This is a genomic window from Polymorphospora sp. NPDC051019 (genome assembly GCF_040683055.1).
Taxonomy (GTDB): Bacteria; Actinomycetota; Actinomycetes; order Mycobacteriales; family Micromonosporaceae; genus Polymorphospora; species Polymorphospora lycopeni.
On sequence record NZ_JBFBCH010000009.1, the window covers coordinates 1 to 14823 of the forward strand.

Consider the following 14823-nt stretch of genomic DNA (forward strand, 5'->3'; position numbering starts at 1 on the left):
TGTAGTAACACGACCGACTTCGAGGGACCAAGGCTCTGACCTGCTCAAGCGCATGATCAATGCCTCCGTGTGACCACCAACTGCGGAACCCGGGGCACGCCGGGGCTGTAAATGACCCGGTCGCTGTAGCGCAGGTCGCGCTGCTCGCGGTGAAAGGTGTAGAAGTCCGGCGCGGTGAGCAGGCACGGGTACAGCGCGGACGAGCGGACGATGCTCTCCTCCTGCGCCTTCGCCCCGCCGAGGAAGCCGCCGCCGGGGTTTTTCGCCGACGCGAACACCAGGCACGCCGCCGCGGGGCCGAGGCGGCGGGCGGCGGCCAGGGTCGACTCGTGCGTCACCTCGACCGAGCCTTCACCGGGCTTGCCGTCGGGGACGGGCAGGGCGGCGTCAGGCGGGTAGTGGCGGGTTCCGGCGACGGCTGCCCGTACGTCATCGGCGATGACGACCTCGCCGCCGGCGCTGTCGAGGTAGCGGCCGGCTTCGGCGATCTCGACCGTCTGTCGGGCGATCTCCCGTAGCCGGCTGCTCACGAACGGACCTGAAGATCACAGCGTTGCACGAAGGGCAGGCTAGGCAGTCCGGGCGCCGACTGGCAACGCAATAGCCGACGACCGCGTGTCCGGTGCTATCTGCCGCGGCGGATGCTCCGTACGCCGAACGTGACCGCCCCGACGACGAACGCGACGCCGAGGATCTGCAGGCCCGGCGAGTCGTCGGCCTCCCCGTGCACGATGCCGGCGACCCCGATCACGACGGCAACAACGGCGAGGAGCCATTTCATCATTCCTCGACCCATTCGAGCAGGTCGCCGGGCTGGCAGTCGAGCACCCGGCACATCGCTTCCAGGGTGCTGAACCGGACGGCCTTGGCCCGCCCGTTCTTCAGCACGGCCACGTTCGCCGGGGTGAGCCCGACCCGCTCGGCGAACTCGCCGACGCTCATCTTGCGCTTGGCCAACTCGACGTCGATGCGGACGACGATGGGCATCAGATCACCGCTTCCATGTCGGTCCGCAGGGTGGTCGCCTGGCGCAGCAGCGCACGCATCACGATCATCAGGAGCCCTACCACGGCGACCCCGACCGACGTCAGGAACAGCAGCATCGGCAGCCCCGGGTCGTCCCCGGTGAATCCGACGTAGAGGAGAAGTCCCACGAGCACCACCCACGCGGCGACGATGGCCCACACGATCGTGTCGACCCACACCAGGGACGCCTCGGTGAAGATGCGGTCGTTCTTGACCAGGCCGAGCAACTTCCAGGTGGCCACGATCACCACCTGGACGCACAGCACCAGGAAGACCGCGATGGCGGTCATCGGCCACCGCAGGTAGGCGTCCTCGGGGGCCTCCTGCGCCATGTGTCTGAACTGTCCGGGCAGCGAGAGGGTCTGGAAGACGACCAGGATCCCGAACAACAACACGAGGAAGACTCTGAGTGGGGCTACGGCCCGATGCTCCGCCAACATGCATCGACTATCACTCGCTACCTATCGAAAGTCAATCGATTCGGCGACTTTCGACGGTATGCGGACCTGATGACGGCGCGGCGGACGAAGCACGGTCACGAACCACAGTGTGGCAGTCGCCGGCCAGCCGGACAGGTAGAGGGCAGGACGGTGAACGAGAATCCCCGGTGAGCGCGGATCGACGGCCGCCGCCGTACGGCTGGATCTGGTCCGGGCCTGGCGGACGCTGAGCGCCGGCGACCGCGAGGTGCTGGCGCTGGTCGCGTTCGACGGCCTGCCGGCCCTCGGCGTCATCCCGGTGTCATCTGATCGACCGATGCCGGGGCCCGGGGTGGGCGCCGTACCGTTGCAGCCACGTGTCGGCCGGGCAGGTCCCCCGTCTTGTCCGGCCCACACACTCCGGGCTACTTCGACAGGGCCTTTTCGAGTTGGGCCTTGGTCATCGTGGAGCGGCCCTTGATGTTGCGCTGTCTGGCCTCGTTGTAGAGCTGTTCCTTGGTGCGTCCCTTGGCGCCACTGTGCGACCGCAGCCCGCCCCGGCGTCCGGACGAGATGTCCTTGACCGAGGACCGGCTCGCGGTCCTGGATTCGCCGGCGCGGGCGCGTTCCTTGTTCACCGTGCGGGCGGCGATCTCCTCGGCGCGTGATTCGGAGACGCCCCGCCGCTTCGCGCTGGCCTTGATGTGCTTGTACTGACGTTCCCTCTTCGGGCTGGATCCCGCGGGCATGACCGGCTCCCCCTCCGTCAGGGCTTGTCACAGCGAGGCTGTCCACCCATCGGTTCGGCAGCCCCATATCGGCCTACATCAGGACAGATGCCCAGCACGGTCGACCGGCAAACGCTGCCGCCCGACCGGACCGGTGTCAGCGGGACGTGTCCCGGTTGTAGAGCCGCTTGGCCCAGACGTAGCTGGCCACGGTGATCACGATGGTCCAGGCGAGCGCGATCCAGCCGTCGTTGCCGATCCCGCTGCCCATCAGCAGGCCGCGCAGCGTCTCCATGATCGGGGTGAACGGCTGGTGGTCGGCGAACCAGCGCACCCCCGCCGGCATCGACTCGGTCGGGACGAAGCCGCTGCCGAGGAACGGCAGCAGGATCAGCGGCATCGGCAGGTTGCTGGCCGTCTCGACGCTCTTGCTGACCAGGCCGCAGGCGACCGACAGCCAGGTGACGGCGAAGGTGACGGCGACGAGCAGCCCGATCGCGGCGAGCCACTCGACCGGGTTCGCGGTGGGCCGGAAGCCGACCAGCAGGGCGACCCCGGTGACGGCCGCCAGGCCGAGCATCGTCTGGATCATGCTGCCGAGGACGTGGCCGGCCAGCACCGACGGCCGGAAGATCGACAGGGTACGGAACCGGTCGATGATGCCCTCGGTCATGTCCATCGCGACCGAGATCGCCGTTCCCTGCGCGGTGCCGGCGATCGCTATCAGCAGGATGCCGGGGGTGATGTAGTTGGCGTATTCGGCCCGGCCGCCGGCCCCGCCCAGCCCGGCCCCCATCGTGCCGCCGAAGACGTAGACGAACAGCAGCAGGAGGATTACCGGGATGCCGACCAGCATCAGGGTCAACCCCGGATACCGCTGCATCCGCCGCAGGTTGCGCCGCAGCATGGTGGTCGAGTCGCGTACGGCGTAGGTGAGGGTGCTCATCGCACGGATTCCCTTTCGGGGCGGCCGGTGAGGGCGAGGAAGACGTCGTCGAGGTCGGGGGTGCGCACGTCGAGGCCGTCGACCTCGATCGAGGCGCGGTCGAGCCGGTCGAGCAGGGCACGCAGCGAGGAAACCCCGCCGTCGCCGGGCACCCGCAGGGTCAGGGTCTCGTCGTCGCGGGTCGCCCCGGGGAAGGTGCGGGCGGCGGACTCCAGCCCGGACAGGTCGGCGAACCGCAGGCTGACGTGGCCGCCGGGGACGAGGCGCTTGAGTTCGTCGGGGGTGCCTTCGGCGATCAGCCGGCCGTGGTCGAGCAGCGCGATCCGGTCGGCGAGTTCGTCGGCCTCGGCGAGGTACTGGGTGGTGAGGAAGAGTGTCACCCCGGACCGGACGAGACCGCGAATGATCTCCCACATGGTGCGCCGGCTGCGTGGGTCGAGGCCGGTGGTCGGCTCGTCGAGGAAGATGATGCTCGGCTCACCGACCAGGGTCATCGCCAGGTCGAGGCGGCGCCGCATCCCGCCGGAGTAGGTGGCCACCGGCTTGCCGGCCGCGTCGACGAGATCGAAGCGGTCGAGCAGTTCGGCGGTCCGGCGCCGGACGGTGGCCCGGTCCAGGTGCCGCAGGTCCGCCATGAGGCGCAGGTTCTCCTCGCCGGTGAGCAGGTTGTCGACGGCGGAGAACTGCCCGGTGACGCCGATCGCGTCACGTACGGCGTCGGGTTCGCGGGCCAGGTCCCGACCGGCGATCCGGATTTCGCCGGCGTCGGCGCGGACCAGGGTGGACAGGATCTTCACGGTGGTGGTCTTGCCGGCGCCGTTCGGCCCGAGCAGCGCGAAGACGGTGCCGGCCGGCACGGTCAGGTCCACGCCGTCGAGCACCACCTTGCCGCCGTACGCCTTGCGCAGGCCGGTGGCCGTGATCGCGGGAATGGGCATCGCCTTCTCCTTCAGGTCTTCGAGGTCACGCTGCGGCGGACGGTGATGTCGCCGACGGAGGTGCTCGCCCGCACCCGGACGGTGTCGTCGGTGGTGTCCGGCGCGGGCGACGACGCCAGTTCGTTGTGGACACGTCCGAAGGTGGTGTCGAGGTCGAGCCAGGCGGCGGTGCCGGCGCGGATACCGATGCCGACGACCCCGGCGGCCGTCTCCAGCACCACCGTGCCGCGGATCACCTCGCTGACGTGTATGCCGCCGTTCGCGGTCCTCGCGGTGACGTCGGCGTGCGCCCGGTCGACGGTGATCGACCCGTTGGCCGCCCTGAGCCGCAGGTCGCCGCCGGCCTCGCCGATCCAGCTGTCGCCGTTGGAGTTCTTGACCGTCGCCGGCCCGTCGATCCGGCGGATCCGCACCGACCCGTTGCCGGCGGTGACCTCGCCGCCTTCGACGTGGTCGGCGATGACGGCGCCGCTGCCGCTGTTGAGGCGTACCGGGCCGGCCCGGTCGAGCTGGATGTCGCCGTAGCCGTTCTTGAAGCGGCACTCGCCGAGGCGGCCTTCGAGCCGCACCTCGCCCATGCCGGTCTCGCCGTCGAGGTGGGAGCCCTCGGGCAGTTCGATCGTGAGGTCGACCGCGCCGCTACGGGTGAACAGCGTCCCGAGCCGGGGGCCGCGGACCAGCAGTTTGCCGTCGGCGTACTCGACGCGGGTCTGTTCGGCGACCTTGCGGTCGGCCTTGCTCGACGGGTCGACGGGACGTACGTCGACGGTCGTGTCGGTGCGGGTGCCGGCGACGAGTCGCACGTTGCCGACGACGAAGCCGAGGTTCACGGTGACGGAGATCGGTTGCGGTGTGTCGAAGGTCGGCATGGCTGGTCCCCTACGTGGTGGGTGGACTGGTCCGAACGGAAATGGCTGGCGGGTCAGCGCACCCAGCCGGTGAACCGCTGGCCGTGGCCGGTGGCGCGGTGGCCGGATGTCGCGTTGCGGCCGGGTTCGAGCGCGGCGGCGGCGGCCCGGACGAGCCAGGCGTTGACCGAGAGCCGTTCCTGCCCCGCGGCCTCCTCGATCCGGGCCTTCAGCTCGTCGGGCAGGCGGACGTTGATCCGGGACGTCCCGCCGCCGCTTTCGTCGAAGGTGGGCGCCGGTGGGGCGGGTACGGGCTCCTCCGGTGCCTCGGGGGCGGGGCGGGCCGGCGTGACGACGAAGTCCGGGTCCCGGCCGCGCAGCCGCAGGTGGACCGAGCCCGGAGCGAGGTCGCGGGTGATCTCGGCGGTGGCGGCGGACAGCGCTTCCAGCAGGGTGAGCCGGATCGCGGATTCGAGCGGGGCGGTGAGGCGTTCGGCGAGGGCGCGCGCGTCGTCACCGCCGGCGTCGGCGGCGACCGCGAGTTCCCGCCGGAGCAGGTCGACGTACGGCGTGAGTTCCATGTGAGCCACTATGGCACCATTCTGGCTCAGACTGCAAGCAGATTGGCTCAACGCGGCACACGCTGAGCCACGCGCGCCGTCCCCACTACCCGGACGCATATGTCCGGGCGGGACGGGCAGTCGGCGGTATGGCCAAGGAGATGGAAGGCGACAACCAGAAGCGACGTGCGCTCGCCGCCGCCGCCCGCGAACAGGGCCGTACCGCCAGCGGGGCCGGGGCCAGCCTCGGCGGCTCCAAGCAGCGTGAACACGCCCGACGCAAGGAACGGGCCGGCCCGCAGCCGGCCGGCGCCCGCAAACCCGGCCCACGGGCACCGAGGCCGGACCTGCCACCAGGGCCGCAGACACCCCGCCCGCCGCACTCGCCGCCGTACGGCGACACGGTCGCCGACCCCGGCGTCCTGCGCCTGCGCTACCGCGAACTCGTCAGCGAGGTCGGCGACCGCACCGGCGTCGGGTTCGACCAGGCCAAGGGCGCCGCCCGCGCCACCGTGGGCGTGCTCGCCCGCGCGCTGCCCGAGGACGACAAGCAGCGACTGCTCGACGCCCTACCGGCCGAACTGACCGAGGGACAGGACGTCAGCGAGCCGTACTACGGCCGTGGCCTGTCCGGGTTCGTCCAGCAGGTCGCCGGCCTCGCCCAACGCCCGCCCGAACAGGCGCTGCTCCAGACGCAGGCGGTGCTCGGCGCCATCGCCGCCCAGGACGGACACCTGCTCGACTCGCTCGAACTGCCGGACTTCCTCACCGACCTCACCCACCCACCGGCACCCGGCGGCGGGCTGGTCGGCACGAACCGGCACACCGCACCGCTCGACGAGGACGAACTGATCGCCGCGCTGCGCCGGCTACCCGGCTGGACCGGCAACGTCAGTGCGCTGACCCGCACCCTGACCCTGCCACCCGACCAGCTCGACCGGGTCCTGGCCCGCCTCGACCAGCTCAAGATCGACAGTGGGCGCGGCCCACGGATCAGCCGGCCCGACGACTGGACCGCCCAGTTGGTCGTACAGACCACGAACGCCCGCGCGGTGACCGCACTCGACGTCGACCTCGCGGCGCTGATCAACGACGCCATCGACGAGGCCGCCGCCGGCCTGGCCTAGCCCGCGCCGACACACCGGGAGGTGGTGCCATGGAACTGGTCGAGGAGTCGCCGTACCGGTTCCGCATCGACCCGCACGGCGACATGCGGGTACCCGGCGTCGTCTTCGCCTCCCGGTCCCTGCTGCCCGACGTCACCGCCGACAAGGCGATCGAACAGGTCGCCAACGTCGCGACGCTGCCGGGCATCGTGGAGGCGTCGTACGCCATGCCCGACGTGCACTGGGGCTACGGGTTCCCGATCGGCGGGGTCGCCGCGACCGACGTCGCGGCGGACGGCGTCGTCTCGCCCGGCGGCGTCGGCTTCGACATCTCCTGCGGCGTACGGCTGCTCGCCGCCGACCTCGACCGCGCCGAGCTGCCCCGGGTGCGGGAACGACTGATGGACGGCCTCGACACGGCCGTCCCGCGCGGCATGGCCAGGGGCGCCGTCTGGAAGATCGACGACCGCGCCCAACTGAACGAGGTGCTGCTCGGCGGTTCGCGGTACGCCGTCGAGCAGGGCCACGGCGTCGAACGCGACCTCACCCGCTGCGAGGACCACGGCGCCGTGTCGGACGCCGACCCCGACCAGGTCAGCGACCGGGCTATACAGCGCGGGCAGGGCCAGGTCGGCAGCCTCGGCTCCGGCAACCACTTCCTGGAGGTGCAGGCGGTCGACCACGTCTACGACGACGACGCGGCGGAGGCGTTCGGGCTGCGGCCCGGCCAGATCTGCGTCATGGTCCACAGCGGTTCGCGCGGCATGGGACACCAGATCTGCACCGACCACGTACGGGTCATGGAGCGGGTGATGCCCCGCTACGGGATCGACGTACCGGACCGGCAGCTCGCCTGCGCGCCGGTCTCCTCGCCCGAGGGCCGCGCCTACCTGGGTGCGATGGCCGCCGCCGCCAACTACGCGCGGGCCAACCGGCAGCTGCTCGGCGAGGCCGCCCGCCGGGTGTTCGAACGGACCGTCGGCCGCCGCCTCGACCTGGTGTACGACGTCTCGCACAACCTCGCCAAGATCGAGTCGCATCGGGTCGACGGCGCCGACAGGCAGCTCTGCGTACACCGCAAGGGCGCCACCCGGGCCCTGCCGCCCGGCCACCCCGACCTGCCCGTCGACCTGGCCGGGGTCGGGCAGCCGGTGCTCATCCCCGGCTCGATGGGCACCCCGTCCTACGTGCTGACCGGGGTCGCGGGCGCCCCGGCGTTCGCCTCCACCTGTCACGGCGCCGGCCGGGCGCAGAGCCGCACGCAGGCCGCCAGGTCGGTGCGCGGCAAGGACCTGCGCGACCAACTGGAGGCCCAGGACATCTCGGTACGCGGCGCGTCGATGCGCGGGCTCGCCGAGGAGACGCCGCAGGCGTACAAGGACGTGTCCGCGGTCGTCGGGTCGGCCGAGGGCGGCGGCCTGTGCCGGCGGGTGGCCCGGCTGGTCCCGGTCGGCGTGGTGAAGGGCTGACAGCGCTAGCGGTGGCCAGCCGGCCGCCGTCACACGTCGAGGGTCACCGCGCACGACCAGCCGTCGGCGCCCGGGGCGAACCTCAGTTCGTGCAGCGACACCGCCTTCGGCACCGCGCCCACCACCTCGATCCGGTCGGGGTCGGCCATCCGCAGCCGCACCTCGAACCCGCCGTCGACGGCGGCCACGTCTGCGGACGCCGGCAGCCGGCCCTCGGTGTCCATCCGGAAGATCACCTCGTCGAGTACGGCGACCAGCATGTCCTCGTCGGTGCCCGGGTCGACCCGGAACTCCACGGTCTGCCCTGACGGCTCCGCCGGCACCTCGGCGAAGCTGCCGACCAGGCCGGCCACGGCCTCCGCCACGCAGCGCTCGCGGGCCGGCGCCCACGCCTCGACGCGTACGTCGGCGGTGTGCGGCACGCTGCGGTGGCCCACCGGTCCCAACTGCCGCCCCCTCCGCGTAGCCCTTCGCCGCCCATTCTCGCCGCCGTCCGCGCGCCCGGGCAGGCGAACGGCGGGCTACCCGTCCCGCAGCGCCTGGGCCGGCAGCCCGTACGGCCCGAGCACACCCTCGACATAGCCGAGGTTCTCGGCCCGTTCCGGCGGGTCGAGGGTCGGGTCGAGGGCGACCATGGCCAGGTCGGCGACGTCTTCGAGGGCGCGGGTGCAGCGGTAGTAGGCCAGCAGGTCCGCATCGGGCTCCACGGCCCCGTAGCCGTCGAGGAACCAGCCCTGCTGCGCGGCCGTGGCGGGCGCGAACGGCAGCACTCCCCCGCCGAGCACGAACATCAGGTCACGTTCCGGCGGGGCGAGTACGGCGTCGTCGAAGTCGATCAGGACGACGGACTGGTCCCCGGTCGCGATGACGTTGCCGAGGTGCGGGTCGGCGTGACACGGCACCGGCGCCGGCAGGTCGGTGCGGCGGCGCAATTCGGCGGCCAGCCGCACGGCCCGGTCCCGCACCTCGACCAGCTTGCCGCGACCGGCCGCCCACCCCTCGGCCAGCCGTTCCTGGATCTCGTCGGCTCCCCGTCCGACGCCGGTCACGGCGTGGTCGGCGGCGTCGAAGGCGCGCACCCAGCGGCTCGGGTCGTACGCCTCCGCCGGCACCGCCGCCCGCAGATCGTCGTCGACCGGGAGCCGGTGCAGGCGGGCGAGCAACCGGCCGTACGCGGTCCACTGCTCCCGTCGCAGCGGGCCTTGCAGGGCCGGCGTGCCGGTGACCCAGCGGGTGACCGACAGGCGTCGCCCGGCGACCTCGGTCCACAGTCGACCGTCGCGGGTACGCACGACGTCGGCGACCGTGCCGGGTGCCACGACCGCGAACCGTCCCGGGATCACCAGGCCGGCCGCGGAGTCGTTCGCCGACCACTTCACGGCGAAGTCGGTCCCGGCGACGTCAGTGCCCCGGAAGAGGTCGGCGGCCCGGTCGGCACCGGTCTCGACGGCGCGGACGTCGGTCAGCTCGATCCCGAAGTGTTCGGCGACCCAGCCGGCGACACTCATCGCGCCCCCTGGGTTCGCTGGGCGGTGGGAGCCACCGGTCAGGCCGGGGTTTCCTGGCGACCGGCGGTCAGCGCGGTCAGGCCGAAGGTGCCGGACTGCCGGTGGGCCGACAGCGCCGGATCGGCGGAGGCGGTCAGGCACAGGACATCCGGGCGGAAGACGAGGCGCCCGGTGGCCACCGCGTACGGCCCCGCCGCGTAGAGCTGGCAGTCGATCACCAGTAGTGGCGCCCCGACCGCGACGTCCAGTTCCCCGGCGAGGGTTTCGGTCGCCGCCTCGGCGGTGATGGTGTGGTCGCTGCGGGTCAGGCGGATGTTCTCCGTCTCCCGCAGGAACGTGGTGATGCCGTCGGTCAGCGCGTTTATCCGCACCTGCTGCCCGTCGAACGCCCCGGGCAGCCGGTGTTCGAGCCGGGCGGCGGCCCGCCCCTCGACCTCGTAGAGGCGCACCGCCCGGTAGACCGCTTCGCCGCGGGCCACGCCGAGCAGGGCGGCGTCGTCATCGTCGGCGGTCTCCCGCGCGATGTTGACGGCCCGTACGGCGTAGTCGGCGCCGGCCTCGGCGAGGAAGTCGGACAGGGACAGGATGAGGTCGACCGGATAGGCCAGCGAACCGGCGTGGGCGGCCCGGGCCGGCGCGGTGATGAGGGTGCCGACGCGGCGTCGGCGCACGATCTCACCGGCGGCCTCCAGCCGGCTGAGGGCGTCGCGCAGGGTGCTGCGGGACGCGCCGACCAGTTCGCAGAGCCGCTGTTCGGGCGGCAGGCGGGTGACCCCGGTGCGCTGGTACTCCGCGATCAGCGCCCGCAGCTTCACCTCGGCTTCGTCCACCCGGCTCCGTCGGCCCGGAGTGTCCACTTCGGTCGACCGCGTCTCCATAGGCCCTCCCTCGAATGGTCATACCTTATCGGCGCAGACCCGCCGCCCGCAATCCGCCCAACGAGCAGGGAAAACGCGACCCTTGACACTGGGCCAGCATTGGTCATATCTTACCGCCTAATTGATCGGACTTAACGCGACGGAAACACGTACGCGCAGGTCGGGGGCGAGGAGGTGCCAGATGACCGAGGTCCTGCTGGGCATCGACATCGGCACGTCGAGCGCCAAGGGCGTACTCGCCCACCCCGACGGAACCGTGCTCGCCACCGCCGTCCGCCCCCACCGCACCTCGATGCCGCGCCCCGGCTGGGTCGAGCACGACGCCGAACACGACTGGTGGCAGGCCGTCGTCGATCTCTCCCACCGGCTGCTCACCGACCGCCCCGAACGGCCGGCCGCCGTCTGTGTGAGCGGGATCGGCCCCTGCGTCCTGGCCGCCGACGAGGCGTACCGGCCACTGCGCCCGGCGATCCTCTACGGCGTCGACACCCGGGCCACCGCCGAGGTGCGGGAACTGACCGACCGGCTCGGTACGGCGGCCCTGCTCGACCGCGCCGGCTCGCTGCTGACCAGCCAGTCAGCCGGCCCGAAACTGTCGTGGCTGAGCCGGCACGAGCCCGACGTCTGGGCCCGGACACGCCACTTCCTGATGGCCAGTTCACTCGCCGTCGCCCGGCTCACCGGCGAGTACGTGCTCGACCACCACTCCGCCAGCCAGTGCCAGCCCATGTACGACCTCGCCGCGAGCCGGTGGTATGAGCCGTGGTGCGACATCGTGGCCCCCGGACTGGCACTGCCCCGGCTCGCCTGGCCCGGCGAGATCGTCGGCGTGACCACCCCCGGCGCCGCCGCACAGACCGGCATCCCCGCCGGCACCCCGGTCGCCGCCGGCACCATCGACGCCTGGGCCGAGGCGCTCAGCGTCGGCGTACGCGAACCCGGCGACACCATGCTCATGTACGGCACCACCATGTTCCTGGTCCAGATGCTGGCCCGGCCGCTCACCGACGCCCGCCTGTGGGCCACCCGGGGCGTCACCCCGGGCAGCGCCAGCCTGGCCGGCGGCACGGCCACCTCCGGCGCCGTCACCGACTGGTGGCGCCGCATCACCGGCGAGGACGGCTTCGACCAGCTCGTCGCCGACGCGGCGGCGACCCCGCCCGGCGCCGACGGCCTGGTGACGCTCCCCTACTTCGCCGGCGAACGGACCCCGCTGTTCGACCCGGACGCCCGCGGCACGATCCTCGGCCTGACCCTGCGCCACGGGCGCGGCCACCTCTACCGGGCCGCGCTGGAGGCGACCGCCTACGCCGTCCGGCACCACCTCGACGCCTTCACCGAGGCCGGTGCCGCACCCGGCCGCCTGGTCGCCGTCGGCGGCGGCGTACGCGGCGGACTGTGGACCCAGATCGTCTCCGACGTCACCGGCCGTCCCCAGGAACTGCCCGAGCAGACGATCGGCGCCAGCTACGGCGACGCGCGCCTGGCCGGCGAGGCGGCCGGCCTCGTCACCCCCGACGCCCCCTGGGCCCGTACCGCGCGGGTGGTGGCGCCCCGGGCCGAGCACGCCGAGGTCTACGACCGCCTCTACCGCGTCTACCGCGCCGCCTACCCGGCCACCCGTGACCTCGCGCACGAACTGGCCGCGCTGCAAAAAGCCACGAGTTGAGTTCCGGACCCCCACCTGCCTCGCTGGTGACAGGAGAGAACATGCCCGAAGTCGTCATCGCCTCCGGCCGGCAACGACCGGACACCGGACCACCGCCACCGCCGCGGCCGCCCGCCGGCCCGGCGAAGCGCGGCGGCCCACGCCGGGGCCTGGCCCGGCTGCGCGGCGGCCTGCTCGGCCTCGCCGGCTTCCTCGGCCTTGTCCTGGTCTGGCAGATCACCGCCGCCGCCGAGGTCGTCGGCAACGGCCTGCTGCCCACCCCCGGCACGGTGTTCGAGGTCATCTGGACCGGGCTGGGCAACGGCCTCGCCAACGACGTGCTCATCAGCAGCCGCCGGGTCGTCGTGTGGGTATCCGTCGGCATCGCCGCCGCCGTACCGGTCGGCTTCCTGCTCGGCTGGTTCCCCATCGCCCGCGCCGCGCTCAACCCGCTGGTCAACTTCTTCCGGGCGCTGCCACCGATCGCCCTCGTACCGCTGGTCATCGTCTACTTCGGCATCGGCGAACTGGCCCGCGGCATCATCCTGATGTACGCCGCGTTCTTCGCCACCGTCGTCATCGTGTTCGAGGGCATCGCCGGCATCGAGGACAAGTACGTACGCGCCGCGCAGACCCTCGGCGCCAACCGCATCGAGGTGCTGACCCGGGTCGTACTGCCGTTCTCCGTACCGCACATCCTCACCGCCGCCCGGGTCTCGCTCGGCATCGGCTGGGCGTCGCTGGTCGCCGCCGAACTCGTCGCCGCCCAGGACGGCCTCGGCGCCGTCATCCAGAACGCCGGCAACTTCCTCGACATCCCCCGGGTCTACGCCGGGATCATCCTGATCGGCCTGTGCGCGCTGGTCATGGACGCGGTACTGCGGTTCATCTCGGTACGACTCGTGCGCTGGCAGGACAGGGGGACCCGGTGACGACAACGGTCAACAGCGGCGGACTGACCCTCGACCGGGTCAGCAAACGCTTCGGACGCGGCGCGGCGGCGGTCACCGTACTCGACGACGTCGCGTTCGACGTGCCCGAGGGCGAGTTCGTCGCCGTCGTCGGCCCGAGCGGCTCCGGCAAGACGACGCTGCTCAACACCGTCGCCGGCTTCGTCGACCCCGACGCCGGCCAGATCCTGGTCAACGGCAAGCCGGTCACCGGCCCCGGCCCGTCGCGGTGCGTGGTCTTCCAGGAGTACGCGATCTTCCCCTGGCTGACCGTACGCAAGAACATCGAGTTCGGGATGCGCCTGCGGGCCCGCCGCCGCCCCGCCGCACAGCGCCGCGAGATCACCGACCGGTACCTCGAACTCATGGGCCTGACCGCCTTCGCCGACGCGCTGCCGAAGACCCTGTCCGGCGGCATGCGCCAGCGGGTGGCGCTCGCCCGCGCCTACGCGGTCGACCCCGAGATCCTGCTCATGGACGAACCCTTCGCGGCACTCGACGCGCAGACCCGGGAAACCATGCAGGAAGCCCTCCTGGAGATCAACCAGAAGGAGCGGCGCACCGTCCTGTTCGTCACCCACCAGGTGGAAGAGGCGATCTTCCTCGCCGACCGGGTCGTGGTCATGTCCGCCCGCCCGGCCCGCGTGCAGGAGATCGTGCCGGTGCCCTGGCGCGGCCCGCGCAACCACGAACTGAAGACCAACCCGGAATTCATCGAACTACGCCGGCACATCGAGACGATGCTGCGCGGCGGCACCCCCACACCCCGGAAAGAGACGACATGAACCGACGAATTCTCGCGGCGGTGACCGGACTCGCGCTCGCCCTGTCCGTCACCGCGTGCGGAACCGACGACGACGCCACCGGTGACGGCGGCACCCAGAAGGTGAAGGTCGGCTACATCGCCGGCCCCGCCCCCGGCATGCACCTGCTGCTCGCCAAGGAACGCGGCTACTTCGCCGAGGCCGGCCTCGACGTCGAGACGGTGCCGTTCCAGACCGGCATCTCACTGTCGAACGCGCTCACCGGTGGCAGCGTCGACGTCGGTGTGATGGGTGCCGTCATCGCCAACTTCCCGGCCCGCGGCCAGGGCAAGGTCTTCCTGCTCAACAACCTCGAAGCCAACATCCAGCAGATCTGGGCGGCTCCGGACAGCGGCATCAACTCCATCGCCGACCTGCGCGGCAAGAAGGTGGCCACCACCACCGGCACCGCCGCCCACCTGCTGCTCCACGTCGCGCTCGCCGAGAACGGCATGACCACCGACGACATCGAACTGGTCAACCTGGACATGCCGGCCGTCGCCAACACGTTCGTCACCGGCGGCGTACCGGCCGCCGCGCTGTGGGCCCCGTTCGACAACCAGATCAAGGAACGCCTGCCCCAGGCCCGCATGATCGGCACCGCCGAGCAGTTCCAGCCGAAGTCCGCGATCACCGGCGGCTGGGTCGCCAACAACAAGTTCCACGCCGAGAACCGCGACGCCCTGGTCAAGATCGCCCAGGCCTGGCTGAAGGCCAACGACGACATCGTCACCGACCAGGCCGGCGCCCTGGCCGCCGGCTGCCCCAGTCTGTCGGAGTTCATGACCACCGAGGTCTGCACCCAGATCTACCAGCAGGCCCGCAGCTACCCCAACGCCGAATGGGCCACCTACTACGCCGACGGCACCGTCGCCGACTGGGTCGGCCGGATGGAACAGGTCTTCGTCGACATCGGCGCGCTGCCGGCCTTCGTCGACCCCGACCAGTTCCTCGACACCACCGTCTTCACCGACGCCAACAAGTAGGCGCCCACCG

General features: G+C 71.8%; 18 protein-coding genes. 6 read left to right on the forward strand and 12 right to left on the reverse strand.

Annotated elements, in window-relative coordinates; all coding sequences use genetic code 11:
• Positions 1–56 precede the first annotated feature (56 nt).
• From AB0M79_RS17545 to AB0M79_RS17585, 9 genes are all read right to left on the reverse strand, one after another.
• On the reverse strand, positions 57–530 hold the full coding sequence (locus AB0M79_RS17545) for a TIGR02452 family protein (RefSeq protein ID WP_364214304.1): 474 nt from the start codon (positions 528–530) through the stop codon (positions 57–59).
• Positions 531–625: 95 nt separating this feature from the next.
• Positions 626–784 carry a hypothetical protein gene (locus AB0M79_RS17550; protein ID WP_364214307.1) on the reverse strand — a complete coding sequence of 53 codons (159 nt, stop codon included), beginning with the start codon at positions 782–784 and terminating at the stop codon, positions 626–628.
• Entirely contained in the window at positions 781–987 is a 207-nt protein-coding gene (locus tag AB0M79_RS17555; protein ID WP_091094605.1) for a helix-turn-helix transcriptional regulator, read from the reverse strand. Before AB0M79_RS17555 ends, AB0M79_RS17550 begins: the two co-directional genes overlap by 4 nt.
• Positions 987–1421 carry a DUF2975 domain-containing protein gene (locus AB0M79_RS17560; RefSeq protein WP_364214310.1) on the reverse strand — a complete coding sequence of 145 codons (435 nt, stop codon included), beginning with the start codon at positions 1419–1421 and terminating at the stop codon, positions 987–989. The genes AB0M79_RS17555 and AB0M79_RS17560 overlap by 1 nt, the downstream gene beginning before the upstream one ends.
• Positions 1422–1870: 449 nt before the next feature.
• Positions 1871–2194 (reverse strand): plasmid stabilization protein, encoded by a 324-nt coding sequence (locus tag AB0M79_RS17565; protein ID WP_364214313.1) that lies wholly within the window; start codon positions 2192–2194, stop codon positions 1871–1873.
• A 136-nt stretch (positions 2195–2330) separates the two neighbouring features.
• Positions 2331–3119 (reverse strand): ABC transporter permease, encoded by a 789-nt coding sequence (locus AB0M79_RS17570; protein ID WP_364214316.1) that lies wholly within the window; start codon positions 3117–3119, stop codon positions 2331–2333.
• On the reverse strand, positions 3116–4057 hold the full coding sequence (locus tag AB0M79_RS17575; protein ID WP_357538406.1) for an ATP-binding cassette domain-containing protein: 942 nt from the start codon (positions 4055–4057) through the stop codon (positions 3116–3118). The genes AB0M79_RS17570 and AB0M79_RS17575 overlap by 4 nt, the downstream gene beginning before the upstream one ends.
• A gap of 11 nt (positions 4058–4068) precedes the next feature.
• Positions 4069–4926 carry a DUF4097 family beta strand repeat-containing protein gene (locus AB0M79_RS17580; RefSeq protein WP_364214320.1) on the reverse strand — a complete coding sequence of 286 codons (858 nt, stop codon included), beginning with the start codon at positions 4924–4926 and terminating at the stop codon, positions 4069–4071.
• A gap of 53 nt (positions 4927–4979) precedes the next feature.
• Positions 4980–5486, reverse strand: coding sequence for a toxin-antitoxin system HicB family antitoxin (locus AB0M79_RS17585; protein WP_364214323.1), 507 nt, complete (start codon positions 5484–5486; stop codon positions 4980–4982).
• A 140-nt stretch (positions 5487–5626) separates the two neighbouring features.
• Between AB0M79_RS17585 and AB0M79_RS17590 the strand changes: the two genes are divergently transcribed.
• Together AB0M79_RS17590 and AB0M79_RS17595 are read left to right on the forward strand one after the other, a co-directional pair.
• Positions 5627–6592, forward strand: coding sequence for a DUF2267 domain-containing protein (locus AB0M79_RS17590; RefSeq protein WP_364214326.1), 966 nt, complete (start codon positions 5627–5629; stop codon positions 6590–6592).
• Positions 6593–6621: 29 nt separating this feature from the next.
• On the forward strand, positions 6622–8040 hold the full coding sequence (locus AB0M79_RS17595; RefSeq protein ID WP_364214329.1) for an RtcB family protein: 1419 nt from the start codon (positions 6622–6624) through the stop codon (positions 8038–8040).
• Between the two features lie 29 nt (positions 8041–8069).
• Here AB0M79_RS17595 and AB0M79_RS17600 read toward each other — a convergent pair whose 3' ends face one another.
• The 3 genes from AB0M79_RS17600 to AB0M79_RS17610 form a co-directional block, all read right to left on the reverse strand.
• Positions 8070–8477, reverse strand: coding sequence for an archease (locus tag AB0M79_RS17600; protein ID WP_364214332.1), 408 nt, complete (start codon positions 8475–8477; stop codon positions 8070–8072).
• Positions 8478–8561: 84 nt separating this feature from the next.
• A complete protein-coding gene (locus AB0M79_RS17605) occupies positions 8562–9548 on the reverse strand; it encodes a phosphotransferase (protein ID WP_364214335.1) in 987 nt (328 codons plus the stop codon).
• A gap of 38 nt (positions 9549–9586) precedes the next feature.
• Complete coding sequence (locus AB0M79_RS17610; protein WP_364214338.1) at positions 9587–10378, reverse strand: GntR family transcriptional regulator; 792 nt, start codon at positions 10376–10378, stop codon at positions 9587–9589.
• Positions 10379–10607: 229 nt separating this feature from the next.
• Between AB0M79_RS17610 and AB0M79_RS17615 the strand changes: the two genes are divergently transcribed.
• From AB0M79_RS17615 to AB0M79_RS17630, 4 genes are read left to right on the forward strand one after another with little or no spacing between them, the layout of a single operon-like run.
• Positions 10608–12095, forward strand: coding sequence for an FGGY-family carbohydrate kinase (locus AB0M79_RS17615; RefSeq protein WP_364214341.1), 1488 nt, complete (start codon positions 10608–10610; stop codon positions 12093–12095).
• A gap of 41 nt (positions 12096–12136) precedes the next feature.
• On the forward strand, positions 12137–13006 hold the full coding sequence (locus AB0M79_RS17620) for an ABC transporter permease (RefSeq protein ID WP_364214344.1): 870 nt from the start codon (positions 12137–12139) through the stop codon (positions 13004–13006).
• Positions 13003–13809: an ABC transporter ATP-binding protein gene (locus AB0M79_RS17625; RefSeq protein ID WP_357538384.1), complete on the forward strand. Its 807-nt coding sequence runs from the start codon at positions 13003–13005 to the stop codon at positions 13807–13809. The genes AB0M79_RS17620 and AB0M79_RS17625 overlap by 4 nt, the downstream gene beginning before the upstream one ends.
• The gene (locus tag AB0M79_RS17630) at positions 13806–14813 is read left to right on the forward strand and encodes an ABC transporter substrate-binding protein (RefSeq protein ID WP_364214347.1); all 1008 of its coding nucleotides are present in this window, start codon (positions 13806–13808) and stop codon (positions 14811–14813) included. The genes AB0M79_RS17625 and AB0M79_RS17630 overlap by 4 nt, the downstream gene beginning before the upstream one ends.
• Positions 14814–14823: the final 10 nt, after the last annotated feature.